This is a genomic window from Cognatishimia maritima, assembly GCF_900129685.1.
GTDB classification, from domain to species: domain Bacteria; phylum Pseudomonadota; class Alphaproteobacteria; order Rhodobacterales; family Rhodobacteraceae; genus Cognatishimia; species Cognatishimia maritima.
The window spans coordinates 154,808-169,237 of record NZ_FQWM01000004.1 but is presented as its reverse complement, the minus strand read 5'-3'; the positions used below and the strand labels follow the sequence as shown (position 1 = coordinate 169,237).

17 protein-coding genes are annotated in these 14,430 nt (G+C 56.1%); 4 read left to right on the top strand and 13 right to left on the bottom strand.

Features of this window, described 5'->3' with window-relative positions; translation table 11 throughout:
• Window positions 1-2: 2 nt before the first annotated feature.
• Window positions 3-191, bottom strand: coding sequence for a hypothetical protein (locus tag BUA39_RS10700; protein ID WP_072793203.1), 189 nt, complete (start codon window positions 189-191; stop codon window positions 3-5).
• 184 nt (window positions 192-375) lie between these two features.
• A complete protein-coding gene (gene ccrA, locus BUA39_RS10695; protein ID WP_072793295.1) occupies window positions 376-1,659 on the bottom strand; it encodes a crotonyl-CoA carboxylase/reductase in 1,284 nt (427 codons plus the stop codon).
• A 393-nt stretch (window positions 1,660-2,052) separates the two neighbouring features.
• On the opposite strand from ccrA, the gene BUA39_RS10690 reads away from it, so the two are divergent.
• From BUA39_RS10690 to deoD, 4 genes are all read left to right on the top strand, one after another.
• Window positions 2,053-4,020 carry a protein meaA gene (locus tag BUA39_RS10690; protein ID WP_072793202.1) on the top strand — a complete coding sequence of 656 codons (1,968 nt, stop codon included), beginning with the start codon at window positions 2,053-2,055 and terminating at the stop codon, window positions 4,018-4,020.
• Between the two features lie 65 nt (window positions 4,021-4,085).
• Entirely contained in the window at window positions 4,086-4,361 is a 276-nt protein-coding gene (locus tag BUA39_RS10685) for an acylphosphatase (protein WP_072793201.1), read from the top strand.
• 89 nt (window positions 4,362-4,450) lie between these two features.
• Entirely contained in the window at window positions 4,451-4,900 is a 450-nt protein-coding gene (locus BUA39_RS10680; RefSeq protein ID WP_072793200.1) for a GNAT family N-acetyltransferase, read from the top strand.
• An 8-nt stretch (window positions 4,901-4,908) separates the two neighbouring features.
• On the top strand, window positions 4,909-5,613 hold the full coding sequence (gene deoD / locus BUA39_RS10675) for a purine-nucleoside phosphorylase (RefSeq protein ID WP_072793199.1): 705 nt from the start codon (window positions 4,909-4,911) through the stop codon (window positions 5,611-5,613).
• Here the strand turns inward: deoD and BUA39_RS10670 are convergent.
• The 11 genes from BUA39_RS10670 to BUA39_RS10620 all read right to left on the bottom strand — a co-directional run bounded on the left by BUA39_RS10670 (window position 5,610) and on the right by BUA39_RS10620 (window position 14,189).
• Window positions 5,610-5,804, bottom strand: a complete 195-nt coding sequence (locus tag BUA39_RS10670; protein ID WP_072793198.1) for a hypothetical protein — start codon at window positions 5,802-5,804, stop codon at window positions 5,610-5,612. The genes deoD and BUA39_RS10670 overlap by 4 nt on opposite strands.
• A 108-nt stretch (window positions 5,805-5,912) precedes the next feature.
• Window positions 5,913-6,692, bottom strand: coding sequence for a succinate dehydrogenase iron-sulfur subunit (locus BUA39_RS10665; protein WP_072793197.1), 780 nt, complete (start codon window positions 6,690-6,692; stop codon window positions 5,913-5,915).
• 112 nt (window positions 6,693-6,804) lie between these two features.
• Window positions 6,805-7,776, bottom strand: a complete 972-nt coding sequence (locus BUA39_RS10660; protein ID WP_072793196.1) for a polysaccharide pyruvyl transferase family protein — start codon at window positions 7,774-7,776, stop codon at window positions 6,805-6,807.
• Window positions 7,773-8,651, bottom strand: coding sequence for a hypothetical protein (locus tag BUA39_RS10655; RefSeq protein WP_072793195.1), 879 nt, complete (start codon window positions 8,649-8,651; stop codon window positions 7,773-7,775). The genes BUA39_RS10660 and BUA39_RS10655 overlap by 4 nt, the downstream gene beginning before the upstream one ends.
• Before the next feature lie 6 nt (window positions 8,652-8,657).
• Window positions 8,658-10,463, bottom strand: coding sequence for a succinate dehydrogenase flavoprotein subunit (gene sdhA, locus BUA39_RS10650; protein ID WP_072793194.1), 1,806 nt, complete (start codon window positions 10,461-10,463; stop codon window positions 8,658-8,660).
• 16 nt (window positions 10,464-10,479) lie between these two features.
• Window positions 10,480-10,851: a succinate dehydrogenase, hydrophobic membrane anchor protein gene (gene sdhD / locus BUA39_RS10645; protein ID WP_072793193.1), complete on the bottom strand. Its 372-nt coding sequence runs from the start codon at window positions 10,849-10,851 to the stop codon at window positions 10,480-10,482.
• An 18-nt stretch (window positions 10,852-10,869) separates the two neighbouring features.
• Window positions 10,870-11,253 (bottom strand): succinate dehydrogenase, cytochrome b556 subunit, encoded by a 384-nt coding sequence (gene sdhC / locus BUA39_RS10640; RefSeq protein ID WP_072793192.1) that lies wholly within the window; start codon window positions 11,251-11,253, stop codon window positions 10,870-10,872.
• 251 nt (window positions 11,254-11,504) lie between these two features.
• The gene (locus BUA39_RS10635) at window positions 11,505-12,536 is read right to left on the bottom strand and encodes a MaoC family dehydratase (protein WP_072793191.1); all 1,032 of its coding nucleotides are present in this window, start codon (window positions 12,534-12,536) and stop codon (window positions 11,505-11,507) included.
• A gap of 2 nt (window positions 12,537-12,538) precedes the next feature.
• On the bottom strand, window positions 12,539-12,742 hold the full coding sequence (locus BUA39_RS10630; protein WP_072793190.1) for a DUF1737 domain-containing protein: 204 nt from the start codon (window positions 12,740-12,742) through the stop codon (window positions 12,539-12,541).
• A gap of 4 nt (window positions 12,743-12,746) precedes the next feature.
• Window positions 12,747-13,295: an NnrU family protein gene (locus BUA39_RS10625; RefSeq protein WP_072793189.1), complete on the bottom strand. Its 549-nt coding sequence runs from the start codon at window positions 13,293-13,295 to the stop codon at window positions 12,747-12,749.
• A gap of 39 nt (window positions 13,296-13,334) precedes the next feature.
• Window positions 13,335-14,189, bottom strand: coding sequence for an HpcH/HpaI aldolase/citrate lyase family protein (locus tag BUA39_RS10620; protein ID WP_072793188.1), 855 nt, complete (start codon window positions 14,187-14,189; stop codon window positions 13,335-13,337).
• Window positions 14,190-14,430 lie beyond the last annotated feature (241 nt).

The following is a 14,430-nucleotide window of genomic DNA, read 5'->3' as shown; positions in this document are numbered from 1 at the left end:
GATTACGAGTGAGGCCGCTGCGCAGGATTCGCAGCACTTTGAGGTGTTTCCTCTTGCGCCAACCGTTGCGCAATTTCCATCGCTGCAATCAGGTGTACCTCTTCCAATTCTGCAGCCAGCCGGGGCAGATCGCTGACGGCAGCAAAGGATTTCAGATCGGCAATCACATCCAGAATCCACTCATATTTCATACCTGCCCCCGACACGGTCCGAACTGGCACGGCTCTGCGCGCCTATGGGGCAAGGCAACACCCAGCTCAGCGATACCAGACCCCTTATTGCTGTGCATAGCAGGCAAACCGTTTCACAAACGTAAACCGCCAACGCGAAGGATCACGTTGGCGGCTTGAGTTTTGATAGATATCAGAGGCGGCGTTAGCCTGCGTCGAGAACCTCTTGCAAGGTACGCAGCCCGGTTTTGGGGGCCTGAACCAGCACCGACATGTTGCCGGGCTTGTGCTCGTTGCGGAACATTTTCATGTGCGCTTCTGGAATTTCATCCCATGGGAAGGTTTCCGACAGGAAAGGTTCAATCCGGCGCTCGATCATCATCTGGTTCGCCGCTGCCGCCTGTTTCAAGTGCGCAAAGTGTGAACCCTGCAGACGCTTCTGGTGCATCCATGTATAGCGCACGTCAAAGGTCAGATTGTAGCCGGTGGTACCGGCGCAGATCACAACCATGCCACCTTTTTTACATACAAGGTTGGATACAGGGAACGTGCTTTCACCCGGGTGTTCAAACACAATATCCACGTTGTTGCCCTTGCCGGTGATGTCCCAGATCGCCTTGCCAAAACGGCGCGCTTCTTTGAACCACGCGTTATATTCCGGCGTGTTCACGGTTGGCAGTTGACCCCAGCAAGTGAAATCCTTGCGGTTGATCACGCCTTTCGCGCCCAGAGACATAACAAAGTCGCGTTTGCTTTCGTCAGAGATCACACCAATGGCATTTGCCCCTGCCGCGCGGATCAACTGGATTGCATAGGTGCCCAGACCGCCAGACGCGCCCCAAACCAGTACGTTCATACCCGGTTTTAGATCGTGTGGAGGGTGACCAAACAGCATGCGGTATGCCGTTGCCAGTGTCAGCGTATAGCAGGCGCTTTCTTCCCAAGTCTGGTGGGTCGGACGACGCAGCAGCTGTTGCGCCTGAACGTTGGTGAACTGAGCAAAAGAGCCGTCAGGTGTTTCATACCCCCAGATCCGCTGGCTGTTGGAAAACATCGGATCGCCGCCGTTGCACTCTTCGTCGTCGCCATCGTCTTGGTTACAGTGGATGACAACCTCGTCGCCCACTTTCCAGTTCTTCACTTTCTCACCCACAGCCCAAACGATGCCGGAGGCATCGGAGCCCGCGATGTGATAGTCCGCGCCGTGTCCATCAAACGGAGAGATCGGCTTGCCGAGGCCCGCCCAAACGCCGTTATAGTTTACGCCTGCCGCCATCACGAGTACCAGAACCTCATGGGCATCCAGTGTCGGCACGTCCACGACCTCAACTTTGAAGGACTTGTCAGGCTCTCCGTGGCGCTCGCGGCGGATGGTCCACGCGTACATTTTCTTTGGGACATAGCCCATGGGAGGAATTTCCCCCAGTTCGTACAGATCTTTTTCTGGCGCTTCGTAGGTGAAGATGCCGTTTTCTGAATCCAGAGCCATTTTCGCCTCCTGACTGTTGGTTTCGCCGCGATGCAGAATCGCGCTTCTGGGCTTTAGATAGATTCTTGCGCGAAACATTGCAACACTTTCCCGGCCATTCGTGAAATTTTATAACCCTGCAACTGCAGAAACGTGGCGTCACATTGCCTTTTGCCTACTGCATCCCTACTTTATTTATTATTTTCAATGGCTTAATATGAACTTAGGCTGGAATACACGCTAAAACGTCTGTCACTGGCGTGTCAGTTTGGCGATGCAGGGAACGCGTTCTCTGTAATTTTTGGTCATTTTCCGTGAATTTGCCGCGATGCGGCGAATTGACAACTGCGAAAAATTCCGCGTAATTACGACCTTTCGAAATATTATTACCGAGCCACCGAGAGAGGTCCAAGAATGTCGCAAGTGCAGAAAGACCGCCCCTGGCTGATCCGAACCTATGCCGGGCACTCCACCGCCAAGGCATCAAACGCTTTGTATCGCGCGAACCTTGCGAAAGGTCAGACAGGCCTGTCAGTGGCCTTCGACCTGCCCACGCAAACCGGCTATGACAGCGACCATGTTCTGGCCCGTGGTGAGGTCGGCAAAGTTGGGGTTCCGGTCTGCCACTTGGGGGATATGCGCACGCTGTTTGACGATATCCCGCTTGAACAGATGAACACATCGATGACGATCAATGCGACAGCCCCGTGGCTTTTAGCGCTTTATATTGCGGTTGCCGAGGAACAGGGCGCGGATGTGGCCAAGCTGCAGGGCACGGTCCAAAACGACCTGATCAAGGAATACCTCAGCCGTGGCACCTATGTCTGCCCGCCCAAACCAAGCCTCAAGATGATCGGTGACGTGGCAGAATACTGCTACACCAATGTTCCCAAATGGAACCCGATGAACGTCTGCTCCTACCATTTGCAAGAAGCAGGCGCGACACCAGAACAGGAACTCTCTTTCGCATTGGCCACGGCCATCGCCGTTCTGGACGAATTGAAGCCACGCGTTCCTGCCGAAGATTTTCCCGCGCTTTGCGGGCGCATTTCTTTCTTTGTGAACGCCGGTATCCGTTTCGTCACAGAAATGTGCAAAATGCGCGCCTTCGTGGAACTGTGGGATGAGATCCTGCAAGAACGCTATGGCGTCGAAGACCCAAAATTCCGCCGTTTCCGGTATGGCGTTCAGGTGAACTCTCTGGGCCTGACGGAACAGCAGCCGGAAAACAACGTCTACCGTATCCTAATTGAGATGCTGGCCGTGACGCTATCGAAGAAAGCCCGCGCCCGCGCGGTACAGCTGCCAGCCTGGAACGAAGCGCTTGGATTGCCACGCCCATGGGATCAACAATGGTCCATGCGCATGCAGCAGATCATGGCCTATGAAACAGACCTTTTGGAATTTGACGATCTTTTTGATGGCAACCCTGAGGTCGATCGCAAGGTTGCTGAACTCAAGGAAGGCGCGCGCCACGAATTGGCGACACTGGAGACGATGAACGGGGCCATTGGCGCGATTGACTATATGAAGGGCCGTTTGGTTGAATCCAATGCAGACCGCCTGAACCGCATTGAAGCGGGTGAAGTTGTTGTTGTCGGCGTCAACAAATGGCAACAGGGAGAAGTCTCTCCCTTAATGACCGGCGATGGCGGCATCATGGTGGTTGATCCAGCAGTCGAGCAAGAGCAAGTCGCGCGCCTGAACGACTGGCGCGCGTCGCGGGATTCAGCCGCCGTCGAAGCCGCCCTGACAGAACTGCGCGAAGCCGCAAAATCCGGCGCAAACGTTATGCCAGCCTCGATCAAAGCGGCAAAGGCCGGTGTCACCACAGGCGAATGGGCCGCCCAAATGCGGGTGGTGCACGGCGAATATCGCGGTCCAACTGGCGTCTCTGGCAGCCGCTCGAACAAAACCGAAGGATTGGACGATCTGCGCAACGCGGTTGACATGGTCAGCGACAAATTGGGCCGTCGCCTGAAGTTCGTGATCGGCAAACCGGGGCTGGACGGGCATTCCAACGGGGCCGAACAAATCGCGTTCCGAGCGCGTGACTGCGGCATGGACATCACCTATGACGGCATCCGCCTGACACCCGAAGAAATCGTGCGCACGGCGCAAGAAGAAAGTGCGCATGTGGTTGGCCTCTCGATCTTGTCCGGGTCTCACATCCCGCTGGTCGAGGAACTGGTGCAGCGCATGAAAGACGCAGGCCTGTCGGAAACCCCCGTCATTGTCGGCGGCATTATCCCAGATGAGGACGCAAAGCGGCTTTTGGCCATGGGCGTCAGCCGCGTTTACACGCCCAAAGACTTTGAGCTAAACACCATCATGCATGACATCATCGTGCTGGCCGACCCCAGCCCGGTCGCGGCTGAATAGGCTCCAAACAAGAAGATTTGCCAGAATCTATCCTCCCTGCCAGAATTGGTCAGGGAGGATATCTCATGCCACTGTCAGTCGAAGCCCGCGTCACGGGTCATGTACAAGGTGTCGCCTACCGCCATTGGACCAAATCGCGAGCCGACGCGCTGGGTCTGAAAGGGTGGGTGCGTAACGATGTCTCCGGTGCTGTCATTGCCCACTTGGAGGGCGAAAAGAAAGCGGTTCATCAATTGGTTGAGGAAATGTGGTCAGGCCCTGGCGCGGCCTCTGTACGCGATGTGCAAACCCACCGCATCCCGACCGTGATGCCAAGCATGGAGTTTGAAATTCGCCGGTAAGGTCGTGCGACAGCGTTCCGATAGGTCAGTTGCAATCGCTCTGGCCCCTGACGTCGATCTGAACTACCCCTTAGACAATTGGGGAGAAGATGATGCCAGAATTTAACATACGCCCGCTGCAGAAAGACGATTTTGAGGCTTGGAACAGGCTTTGGCAGGGCTATTTGACATTCTACGAAGCTAGCCTGTCTGACGAAGTGACACACACAACCTTTGAACGGCTCTGCGATCCAAAGACCACGGACCAAAACGCCCTTGTGGCCGAACAAGACGGCGCGTTGATTGGCCTTGTCCATTTCATCTTTCACGCCCACAACTGGCAGACCGCTCGCGTGACCTACCTGCAAGACCTCTACGCCCTGCCCGAGGCGCGCGGCATCGGCCTTGGCCGCGCCCTGATCGAATCTGTCTACGCTGCCGCCGATGCCAATGGCACGCCGTCCGTCTACTGGATGACCCAAGATTTCAATGCCGAGGCACGCAAACTCTATGACCGTGTCGGCACGCTAACCCCATTCATCAAATACACCCGCGCATAGGAGGCCTCATGACTATCCACATCGGAGCAAACCCCGGAGACATCGCCGAAACCGTCCTTTTGCCGGGCGACCCCTACCGCGCAAAATGGGCCGCAGAGAGTTTTCTCAGCGATGTGAGATGCATCAACCAAGTGCGCGGTATGCTGGGCTTCACGGGCACTTGGAAAGGCAATCCGGTCACGATCCACGGGTCCGGCATGGGCATGCCAAGCCTTTCGATCTATGTGAATGAGTTGATCAAGGATTTTGGCGCCAAGACGCTGATCCGCATCGGGTCCTGCGGCGGAATGCAAAACAAGGTGCAGGTCCGCGATGTCATTCTGGCGATGACGGCGACATCTCTGTCGACGCCGTCCCGTGGCATTTTCAAAGAAATCAACTTCGCCCCCTGTGCGGACTACAGACTTTTGCGTGCAGCGGCTGATGCTGCTGCGGCCAAAGGCACACCCACCCATGTTGGCGGCATCTATTCCAGCGACGTCTTTTACGACGAGCGCCCGGACCTGAACGAACAGATGGTGCGGCATGGCATCTTGGGGGTCGAGATGGAAGCGGCAGAGCTTTACAACCTCGCCGCCCGACACGATTGCCGCGCATTGGCGGTTCTCACCGTTTCAGACCATCTGCTGACCGGCGAAGCCCTGCCCAGTGACCAACGCGAGAAGTCTTTTGGTGATATGGTCGAAATTGCTTTAGAAGCAGCCTTTGCCTAGGGCTTCTCACAGCCCTTCGGCGGCTGACCATTCAGCGTAAAGGCCTCTGCCCCGCAGGCCATGCATTTGAAGTAGGTCCGCCCGTCCCGGTTCTGCGACCGGTCCATGCGCCAACGACAGCCGCGCGTTTTGCGGTTACTTAGCAGCGCCATGATGACAAGCACCAAGATCAATCCGATCACGATATGCATGGCTTCTCCAACAAAAAGGGCGGTTCCCCGCCCTATTCACCTTTGCAAAAATACTCTGGGGGAATTGGCCGCAGGCCAAGGGGGCAACGCCCCCCCACCCAGACAGCGTTATACCGCCCGCTCCACCATCATTTTCTTGATCTCCGCGATGGCCTTTGCAGGGTTCAGACCCTTTGGACAGGTTTTCGCGCAGTTCATAATTGTGTGGCAGCGATACAGTTTGAACGGATCTTCCAACTCATCCAAACGCTCACCCGTCGCCTCATCGCGACTGTCGATGATCCAGCGATAGGCATGTAGCAGCGCCGCTGGGCCGAGATAGCGGTCACCGTTCCACCAGTAAGATGGGCACGAGGTCGAACAGGATGCGCACATCACGCATTCATACAGACCATCCAACTTCTTGCGGTCTTCGATGGACTGCTTCCACTCTTTCGCGGGGCGGTTCGTCTTGGTTTCCAGCCACGGCATGATCGACGCGTGCTGTGCGTAGAAATGGGTTAGGTCTGGGATAAGGTCTTTCACCACAGGCATGTGCGGCAGCGGGTAGATTTTGACGTCGCCTTTGACCTCATCGATGCCATAGATACAGGCCAGCGTGTTGATCCCGTCGATGTTCATCGCGCAAGACCCACAGATACCTTCACGGCAAGAGCGACGGAAAGTCAGGGTTGGGTCGATCTCATTCTTGATCTTGATCAGCGCGTCCAAAATCATCGGACCGCAATTGTCCATATCGACAAAGTAAGTGTCGACCGAGGGGTTCTTGCCGTCATCCGGGTTCCAGCGATAAATCTGGAACTTCCGCAGATTGGTTGCGCCATTGGGCTTGGGCCATGTTTTCCCCGTCGTAACGCGGGAATTCTTGGGGAGCACAAATTCGACCATGTGTCGTCTCCTTAGTTGCCTGACGCGCAAGCCGCGCGTGGGGTGATCGGGGTTCCGGAATGTCCGGAACGATGAAAACAGGGGCCAGCGAGAATGGCCTTTGAACATTTCATCAGGCGACTCCCTTGCTTGCCGGCGCCTCAAACTGCGCGAAAAATGTATCTCTCAAACGTGAGAGAGGCGACATGTCTACAACGATGTCATTTCCCAGCATTTCCTCAAGCACAGACATATCTTCGCCTTGGCCAATAACTGGCAGGCTCGTTTCTCGACCGATATCGCGGGCCCGGTTATCCACAGCGATGATCACGCTGCGGCGCCCAGCGTGCAAAGCGCGGATGCCGCCGTGCAACCGTGACCCTATGACGTCGCACTCTTCCGCCTTCAAAAACGCATCATAGGCACGCAAATTTGGCGGGAGTATCGGAATCGAAAGGGTGTCAGGAAAACTCTGCAGGTAGTCAATATCTTCAATCTGCTGAGCCCAAAAATGCAGCTTTTTATAGCGTTTTTGCATGTAGGCGACGAACTGTGCATCCACGGCTTTTTTGCGATAATAGGTCAATGAAAAGACCGCGCTGTCCACATCATTTGGCGCGAACCTCATTGGTGTCGCCAACGACCAAAGTGTAGGGCAACTGCCGTTAACAACTTTGAGACCACATTGCTCAACGAGCTTAAGCGCCGTATTGTCACGCACAAAATGCGTCGCCTCACTACGCAACACTCGCCTTAGCAATCGCTTTTGCATTGGTTGAATCGATTGAAAATCTTTGATCGCACCCACGCCGAACAGGATGACCTTGTTTTCCAGCGCAGAAACGTCTTTGGGCCGCAGCGGCCATAGACCGCCACCCAAAAACCGATATTCGGGATGAAGCGCGTTCGTGCCCAGCAAAAAAACCAAATCTGCTTTCGCCGCCAGCTTCCGTCCGAACGCACCCAAGCCGTCGTGACTCGACGAACTCGTGAAATAGGCGTCAGGGAAGTTTTGAAAGAGTTGCGCTTTCAAGTGATCCACAATGATCTCGTCACCAATGTTGTCGCTAGATATCGATGTGTCGAGCAGATGAATGTGTTTCATATGCCCCCCGCTTGAACGAGATAGGGAAACTCTGCTTGCTCTAGGTAGTTCGTCAAAAGCTCGGCATCCCGTGGCATTAGTTTTCGCATCAGTTCCAGCAATTCATGATCCTGACTTGCCGCCAACAGCACGATCTGAAAGATCGCGTCATTGGCCATTTCGGGCCAACGGTTGTCGGCCTCCAGATGCTGTGCATCTGTGACGTCTTTCTGGAAAGACGACCCGCCGCCATAGGGCTGCACGTCGCCAAGGCTGTTATCGCGGCACGGCAGTCCCAGCGCATTCAGCAGGCTTTCACGATAGGGTTCGCGGGTGACCCAGCGGTCGTAATTGACCGGCACCAGTCCCAAAGGCTTGGCGTTCAACACCAGCTCCAACATGTCGCGGTATTTGGCCAGCGAGACCATCATAATGCGCAGGCAATCCAACGTCTCTTGATCCTCATTGGCCTGCAACTTGCGCAGAAGGGACGCCGCCCAGTTCATAAAGTTGCGGTAGATCAGCAGCTCATAGCTGACGGCATCATCCTCTAGATCGGCAGTCAAGCCACCCGCCATTTCGTCAGGATCAGGCGAAAAGTCTTCGTAAGACACAATCACCATCGCACCGTCATTCAGTCCGCCCGTCACCGTCGCCAAAGGGTCACCTTTGACGATGCCAACGCGTTCGCCGTTGATCTCGATCGACCGCCAGGTGCGCCGCGCTGGGCGCCCGACAGCGCAGTTGTTCAGAAAGGCAGACCCGGTTGCGCTATTGCGCTGCAGCCAGTTGATGATCGCGTGATTTCCAGAACGGCGCATTCCAAACGTGCGCAGGGTCACGCCCGGCTTAAAGCCGAGCGCATCTGCGAGGGTTTTGTGCGCCGTATCTGTCATTTTGCCTTAGAAGGTCCGTGCCTTCGGCGCGATCTTCTTCAGGCTGATACCGCCTTCATCTTCGGTGGTCAGCGGATCGGTGATGACCGGACGATAGGTCAGTTCCACCTTATTGCCCTCGACGCGGCTGACGGTGTGCACGCGCCAGTTCTTGTCGTCACGTTCTGCGTAGTCCTCATGCGCATGCGCACCACGGGATTCCTTACGCGCCTCGGCACCGTGGATCGTCGCCAAGGCGTTTGGCATCAGGTTCGTCAGTTCCAGCGTTTCCATCAGGTCAGAGTTCCAGACCAATGAGCGGTCGGTGACTTTCAGGTCGTCCATCTTACCTGCGATATCGGTCATCTTCGCAACACCCTCTTTCAGGGTCTTGTCGGTACGGAAGACCGCAGCATCGGCCTGCATGGTTTTCTGCATTTCCAGTCGCAATTCAGCGGTGGCGACGTTGCCCTTGGCATTACGCAAACCATCGAAACGATCAAAAGCCGCATCCACAGAGGCTTGGTTCAGCGTTGGGTTCGCAGAATCTGCATCTACAACCTTACCCGCCCGGATCGCCGCCGCGCGGCCAAAGACCACGAGGTCGATCAGCGAGTTTGACCCAAGACGGTTCGCCCCGTGCACAGACGCACAGCCCGCTTCGCCCACGGCCATCAGGCCCGGCACAACAGCAGTTGGGTCGTCTTTGCTTGGGTTCAGAACCTCACCCCAATAGTTGGTTGGGATACCGCCCATATTGTAATGCACCGTTGGCAGAACCGGGATCGGCTCTTTGGTGACGTCCACGCCTGCGAAGATTTTCGCAGATTCAGAAATACCCGGCAGACGTTCTGCCAAGGCTTCGGCAGGCAGGTGGTTCAGGTTGAGGAAGATGTGATCCCCCTCGGCACCCACACCCCGCCCTTCGCGGATTTCCATCGTCATGGAACGCGAGACATAATCGCGTGGCGCGAGGTCTTTATACTGCGGTGCGTACCGCTCCATAAAGCGTTCGCCTTCGGAGTTGGTTAGGTAGCCACCCTCGCCACGAGCGCCTTCTGTGATCAGACAGCCGGAACCGTAGATGCCGGTTGGGTGGAATTGAACGAATTCCATATCCTGCAGCGCGAGACCCGCGCGGGCTACCATACCACCGCCGTCACCGGTGCAGGTGTGGGCGGACGTTGCAGAGAAGTATGCTCGGCCATAACCACCGGTCGCCAAAACAACCATCTTGGCGTTGAAGACGTGCATGGTGCCGTCGTCGAGTTTCCAGCAAACGACGCCCTGACACTCGCCCTCATCAGACATGATCAGGTCGATGGCGAAATATTCGATGTAGAACTCAGCGTTGTTCTTGAGGCTCTGACCATAAAGCGTGTGCAGGATGGCGTGGCCGGTCCGGTCTGCGGCGGCACAGGTCCGCTGCACGGCAGGGCCTTCACCGAACTCTGTGGTGTGACCACCGAAAGGACGCTGATAAATCTTGCCTTCTTCCGTACGGGAGAATGGCACGCCGTAATGTTCCAGCTCGTAAACCGCCTTGGGCGCTTCGCGGGCAAGGTATTCCATCGCGTCGGTGTCACCCAGCCAGTCAGACCCTTTGACGGTGTCATACATGTGCCACTGCCAGTGGTCGGGTCCCATGTTCGACAGGGACGCCGCAATGCCGCCCTGCGCCGCGACCGTGTGTGACCGTGTCGGGAAGACCTTGGAAATACAGGCCGTGCGCAGGCCTTGTTCGGCCATACCCAATGTGGCGCGCAGACCAGCGCCGCCGGCACCCACCACAACCACGTCGTATTCATGCGTTTCGTATTCGTAAGCAGCCATTGTCAGCTCCGTGGTCTTAAAGTGCGATTTTCAGGACGGCGAAAACGCCCGCCGCCATCAGCGCGTAGCTGACGCAGGACAAAAGGATCAGGGTGATTTTCTGCGCGGTGCCGTGCACGTAGTCTTCGATCAGAACCTGTGCACCATCGTTAAAGTGCTTAAAGCCCACGATGAATGTCAGCAGCGCGATGATCGCCGGGAATGGACGTTGATAGTATTCCAGGATCGTGCCGTAGTCTCCGCCCAAGGCGCTGCCGAAGGTGCAGACAAACAACGGCATCAGGATCAACAGGGCAACCGAGGACACTTTCATGGCCCAGAAATGATGCACGCCGGATTTGGCAGAGCCCATACCCGTGGCGCGCTTGCGGTCAGTCAGATAACGCATGGCTGGCTTCCTTTCCGGTTACACAAGAATAATGGTGAGAAGGGTCAGGATCGGCGCCCCGATCAGGCAGGCCCAACCAAGTTTCTCGGCCTGCTCCAGCTCCAGCATCATGCCGTTGTCCCAGATCAGGTGACGAATGCCGCCCAGCGTGTGATACCACAGCCCAAGCGCCGAAAGCGTCAGAACCAAATCACCAAACCAGCTTGTCAGAACGCCGTTTGCAGTGGCAAAGGCTGCCTCGGACGTCGCGGCTGCCAAGAACCACCAGACCACCAAGATGCCGGTCACCAAAAGCGCATTGCCGGTGATCCGCACAAGGATCGACGTCATAGAGGTAAGCTGCGGCCGATAGACCGTCAGGTGTGGCGAAAGCGGGCGATTGCCCCGGTTCACGTCTGCCATTCTGAATCCTTTCAGGTTCCCTTGCCAATCTTACTACAGGAAATTTGCCGCATGTCACTGTGCAGAACCCGAAAACGCGACCTTTTTCCCCAAGAAAGCGGCGTTTGCGCAAACAACGGGTGCATATGTGATCACAGGAATATTTACTGTGATCACATACTTGAAGATTGCGTCCATATTCTTTGCAAGATAGCGCGCCCTGTGATCGCAAAGCTGCAACCAAGTAATGAGTCGTTTTTGGTGCGAGATGCCTAAAGCGGCATCAAGGCCCAGTAATCTAGGTCTAAGAGCACATCAGGCAGGTACTTTCCGTCCTCGCCCTTCAGCTCGAAAGGCGCGCCGCCTTTGGTCGCTACAAGCCGCAAACGGATCGCGCCGACACCTGGTGCGCTGGTTTCCGCTTTGTCCAAGACCTCGGTCCAGGCGCGAATGGTATCGCCAGACAAACACGGGTTCGCGTGGGCACCACCATTTAGACCAACGATCATCTGCGCATTTGCCAAACCATTGAAGGACAGCGTGCGCGCCATTGAAATGACGTGGCCGCCATAGATCAGCCGTGTGCCGTCTGGACGGGCGGTATTGTCAAAATGCACCTTGGCCGTGTTCTGCCAAAGCCGCGTCGCAATCATGTGCTCGGCTTCTTCGATCGTCACACCATCAACGTGGTCGATGACCTCGCCGACTTCATAATCCCCCCAGCGGTGAGGCTCTCCTGCCAGTTCGAAATCATAGTTGGTGAAATCAAGCCCCTCAGGAATGACCAGTTGATCGGCTGGGATGACCTTGTTCAGGTCTGGGATCACGGTTTCCGGCGCGAGCGCATCGAGGTCGCGTTTGCGGACCATCACCCAGCGGACATATTCCATCACCACGTCGCCGTTTTGGTTCAGGCCACGGGTGCGTACGTAGACAACACCGGATTTGCCGTTGGAGTTCTGTTTAACCCCGATCACCTCGGATTCTGAGCGCAGGGTGTCGCCTTCGTAAACCGGCTTCAGCCAGCGCCCCTCGGCATAACCAAGGTTGGCGACCGCGTTCAGCGACACATCCGGCACGGTTTTGCCAAAGACCACATGGAACGCCGCCAGATCATCCAGCGGCGCTTTAGGCAGACCAGAGGCACGGGCGAATTCGTCAGAAGAATACAGCGCATGCCGCGCCGGGTAGAGTGCGTGATACAGCGCGCGCTCACCCCCAGAAACGGTGCGTGGCACGGCGTGTTTGATCACGTCGCCGACATGGTAGTCTTCGAAGAAACGGCCCGCGTTGGTCTTTGCCATGGCTATTGTGCTCCTAGTTTGATGTCTGGCGTGTAGGTGCCTTCGACCTCTTTCACGACGGCCTGTGCGCAACGCATGACGCCTTTGGTGGCGTCAAACGCATAGCTTGGGTCGCCGTGCAACGCCCAGCCTTTGTTCAAAGCATCCGTCACCTTATGACAGAACGCCGATGTGTCATCCTCGGTCAGCAGTCGGTACAGTTTCACGTGTTCATCCTCCGAAAGGCGTTAGCCCAAAGAATGTGTGTATGTAGCCGATCACCCCAACCAGCAAGATCGAGATTGCGAAGAACATACCGTCTTTTGCGACCGTTCCTTTTGGATGCGGCACCCACGGACCCTCAGCGCGATTGATGATGACCATTTCAGCAAGTGCCCACAGGCCAAGCCCGCCAAACAGGACAAGCGATGCCAGATCGCCATTCACCAAGAGGTGCGCGACCACCCAAACCACAACGCCCGTCAGCATCGGGTGGCGCATCTTGTGAAGCAGCGCGCCTTTCTTTGGGCCAGGACTGGTGAGGTAAAGCGCAAAGACCATCAGAATGTTGTTCACGGGCGTCGACCACCCAGTACGGTCCCAAAGATGGGTGTAATCTGCGGCGCGGTAGCCAAGGACCATCAGGACAACAGAAAGAAGCACCACAAGCGCGACAAGGCCCTTGCCCTTGTCCCCCATCTGCGCGCGCAGGTCTGGCATTGTGCGCTTGAACGTATGCGCGGCAACCCAAAGTATTAATCCAATGACAAGCAGCGTCATTTTCGCGATCTCCTAATCAGAATGTGAATCGCTTTAACTTTAGCTGCTGAACTCGGCAATTGCATCCGCTTTTGCAATGATTTCTCGCGCGGTGATAACGTGCAGATTTTCAACGATTTTCCCATCAACGACGGCCACGCCAGAGCCATCACGCTCTGCCTGATCGAAGGCCTCAATCTGACGGCGGGCCAGTTTGACCTCTTCAATGGAAGGCGCAAAGACGTCATTTGCGACGGGGACCTGCGATGGATGGATCAAGGTTTTGCCGTCAAAGCCCATGTCCCGGCCCTGTTCACATTCTGCGCGCAGCCCTTCGTCATCCGTGAATGCGTTATAGACCCCGTCCAGAATAACCAGACCTTGGGTTTTCGCGGCCAGCAGGCAGAGGCCGAGGCTGGTCAACAAAGGCAGGCGGTCGGCGCGGTGGCGGGTCTGCAAATCTTTGGCCAAATCGTTTGTGCCCATGACCATGCCGGAAATCAGCGGCGCGCGGGCGATCTCATAGGCGTTCATCATGCCGCGTGGGGTTTCCATCATTGCCCAGATCGGCGTGTTACCCGAAATCTGGCGCAGCAGGTCAAGCTGACCCGCGCTTTCCACCTTGGGCAGCAGCATCGCGTCGCAGTTCATTTTGGAAACTGCCTTGGCATCTTCACCGCCCCAACGAGTCGAAAGCTCGTTGATCCGCACGATTTTCATGCGGCTGCCAAATCCACCCGCAGCCAGCGTTTCCCCCAACAGCTTGCGGGCGTTCTTTTTTTCGCCTGCTGCAACCGCATCTTCGAGATCGAAAATGATCGCATCCACTGGCAATGATTTCGCCTTTTCCATGGCGCGCTCGTTTAAGGCAGGCACATATAGGACGGATCTGTATGGTCTTGCACGGTGGTTCATATTACTCGCTCCCGCAATATTGTTGCGCGCAGTAGTGACATTTTTTGCAAAAAGAATTCAAGTATTATTTCGCCGCAGCGCAGAAAGAACCTAACGTCACTTTCGGGCAAGGTCCGGGAAGGTGTTGCATCACAAATCCTACACCGTGCGCTGGATTAACGCGGTCTTTGTGGAACCTGTGCCAGCCTTTCCTCTGACCACACCCCCATCACCCGCCGCAGCGCAGCAACGACAGATCACC

Excerpts from the sequence above, each read along its gene's own strand:
- sdhC (WP_072793192.1), bottom strand. The coding sequence starts at position 11,253 with ATGGCAGACGTGAACCGGGGCAATCGCCCGCTTTCGCCACACCTGACG.
- BUA39_RS10685 (WP_072793201.1), top strand. The coding sequence starts at position 4,086 with ATGCCACTGTCAGTCGAAGCCCGCGTCACGGGTCATGTACAAGGTGTC.
- BUA39_RS10660 (WP_072793196.1), bottom strand. The coding sequence starts at position 7,776 with ATGAAACACATTCATCTGCTCGACACATCGATATCTAGCGACAACATT.
- sdhD (WP_072793193.1), bottom strand. The coding sequence starts at position 10,851 with ATGCGTTATCTGACTGACCGCAAGCGCGCCACGGGTATGGGCTCTGCC.
- BUA39_RS10635 (WP_072793191.1), bottom strand. The coding sequence starts at position 12,536 with ATGGCAAAGACCAACGCGGGCCGTTTCTTCGAAGACTACCATGTCGGC.
- ccrA (WP_072793295.1), bottom strand. The coding sequence starts at position 1,659 with ATGGCTCTGGATTCAGAAAACGGCATCTTCACCTACGAAGCGCCAGAA.
- BUA39_RS10625 (WP_072793189.1), bottom strand. The coding sequence starts at position 13,295 with ATGACGCTGCTTGTCATTGGATTAATACTTTGGGTTGCCGCGCATACG.
- BUA39_RS10655 (WP_072793195.1), bottom strand. The coding sequence starts at position 8,651 with ATGACAGATACGGCGCACAAAACCCTCGCAGATGCGCTCGGCTTTAAG.
- BUA39_RS10680 (WP_072793200.1), top strand. The coding sequence starts at position 4,451 with ATGATGCCAGAATTTAACATACGCCCGCTGCAGAAAGACGATTTTGAG.
- BUA39_RS10670 (WP_072793198.1), bottom strand. The coding sequence starts at position 5,804 with ATGCATATCGTGATCGGATTGATCTTGGTGCTTGTCATCATGGCGCTG.
- BUA39_RS10700 (WP_072793203.1), bottom strand. The coding sequence starts at position 191 with ATGAAATATGAGTGGATTCTGGATGTGATTGCCGATCTGAAATCCTTT.
- BUA39_RS10620 (WP_072793188.1), bottom strand. The coding sequence starts at position 14,189 with ATGAACCACCGTGCAAGACCATACAGATCCGTCCTATATGTGCCTGCC.
- BUA39_RS10665 (WP_072793197.1), bottom strand. The coding sequence starts at position 6,692 with ATGGTCGAATTTGTGCTCCCCAAGAATTCCCGCGTTACGACGGGGAAA.
- sdhA (WP_072793194.1), bottom strand. The coding sequence starts at position 10,463 with ATGGCTGCTTACGAATACGAAACGCATGAATACGACGTGGTTGTGGTG.
- BUA39_RS10690 (WP_072793202.1), top strand. The coding sequence starts at position 2,053 with ATGTCGCAAGTGCAGAAAGACCGCCCCTGGCTGATCCGAACCTATGCC.
- deoD (WP_072793199.1), top strand. The coding sequence starts at position 4,909 with ATGACTATCCACATCGGAGCAAACCCCGGAGACATCGCCGAAACCGTC.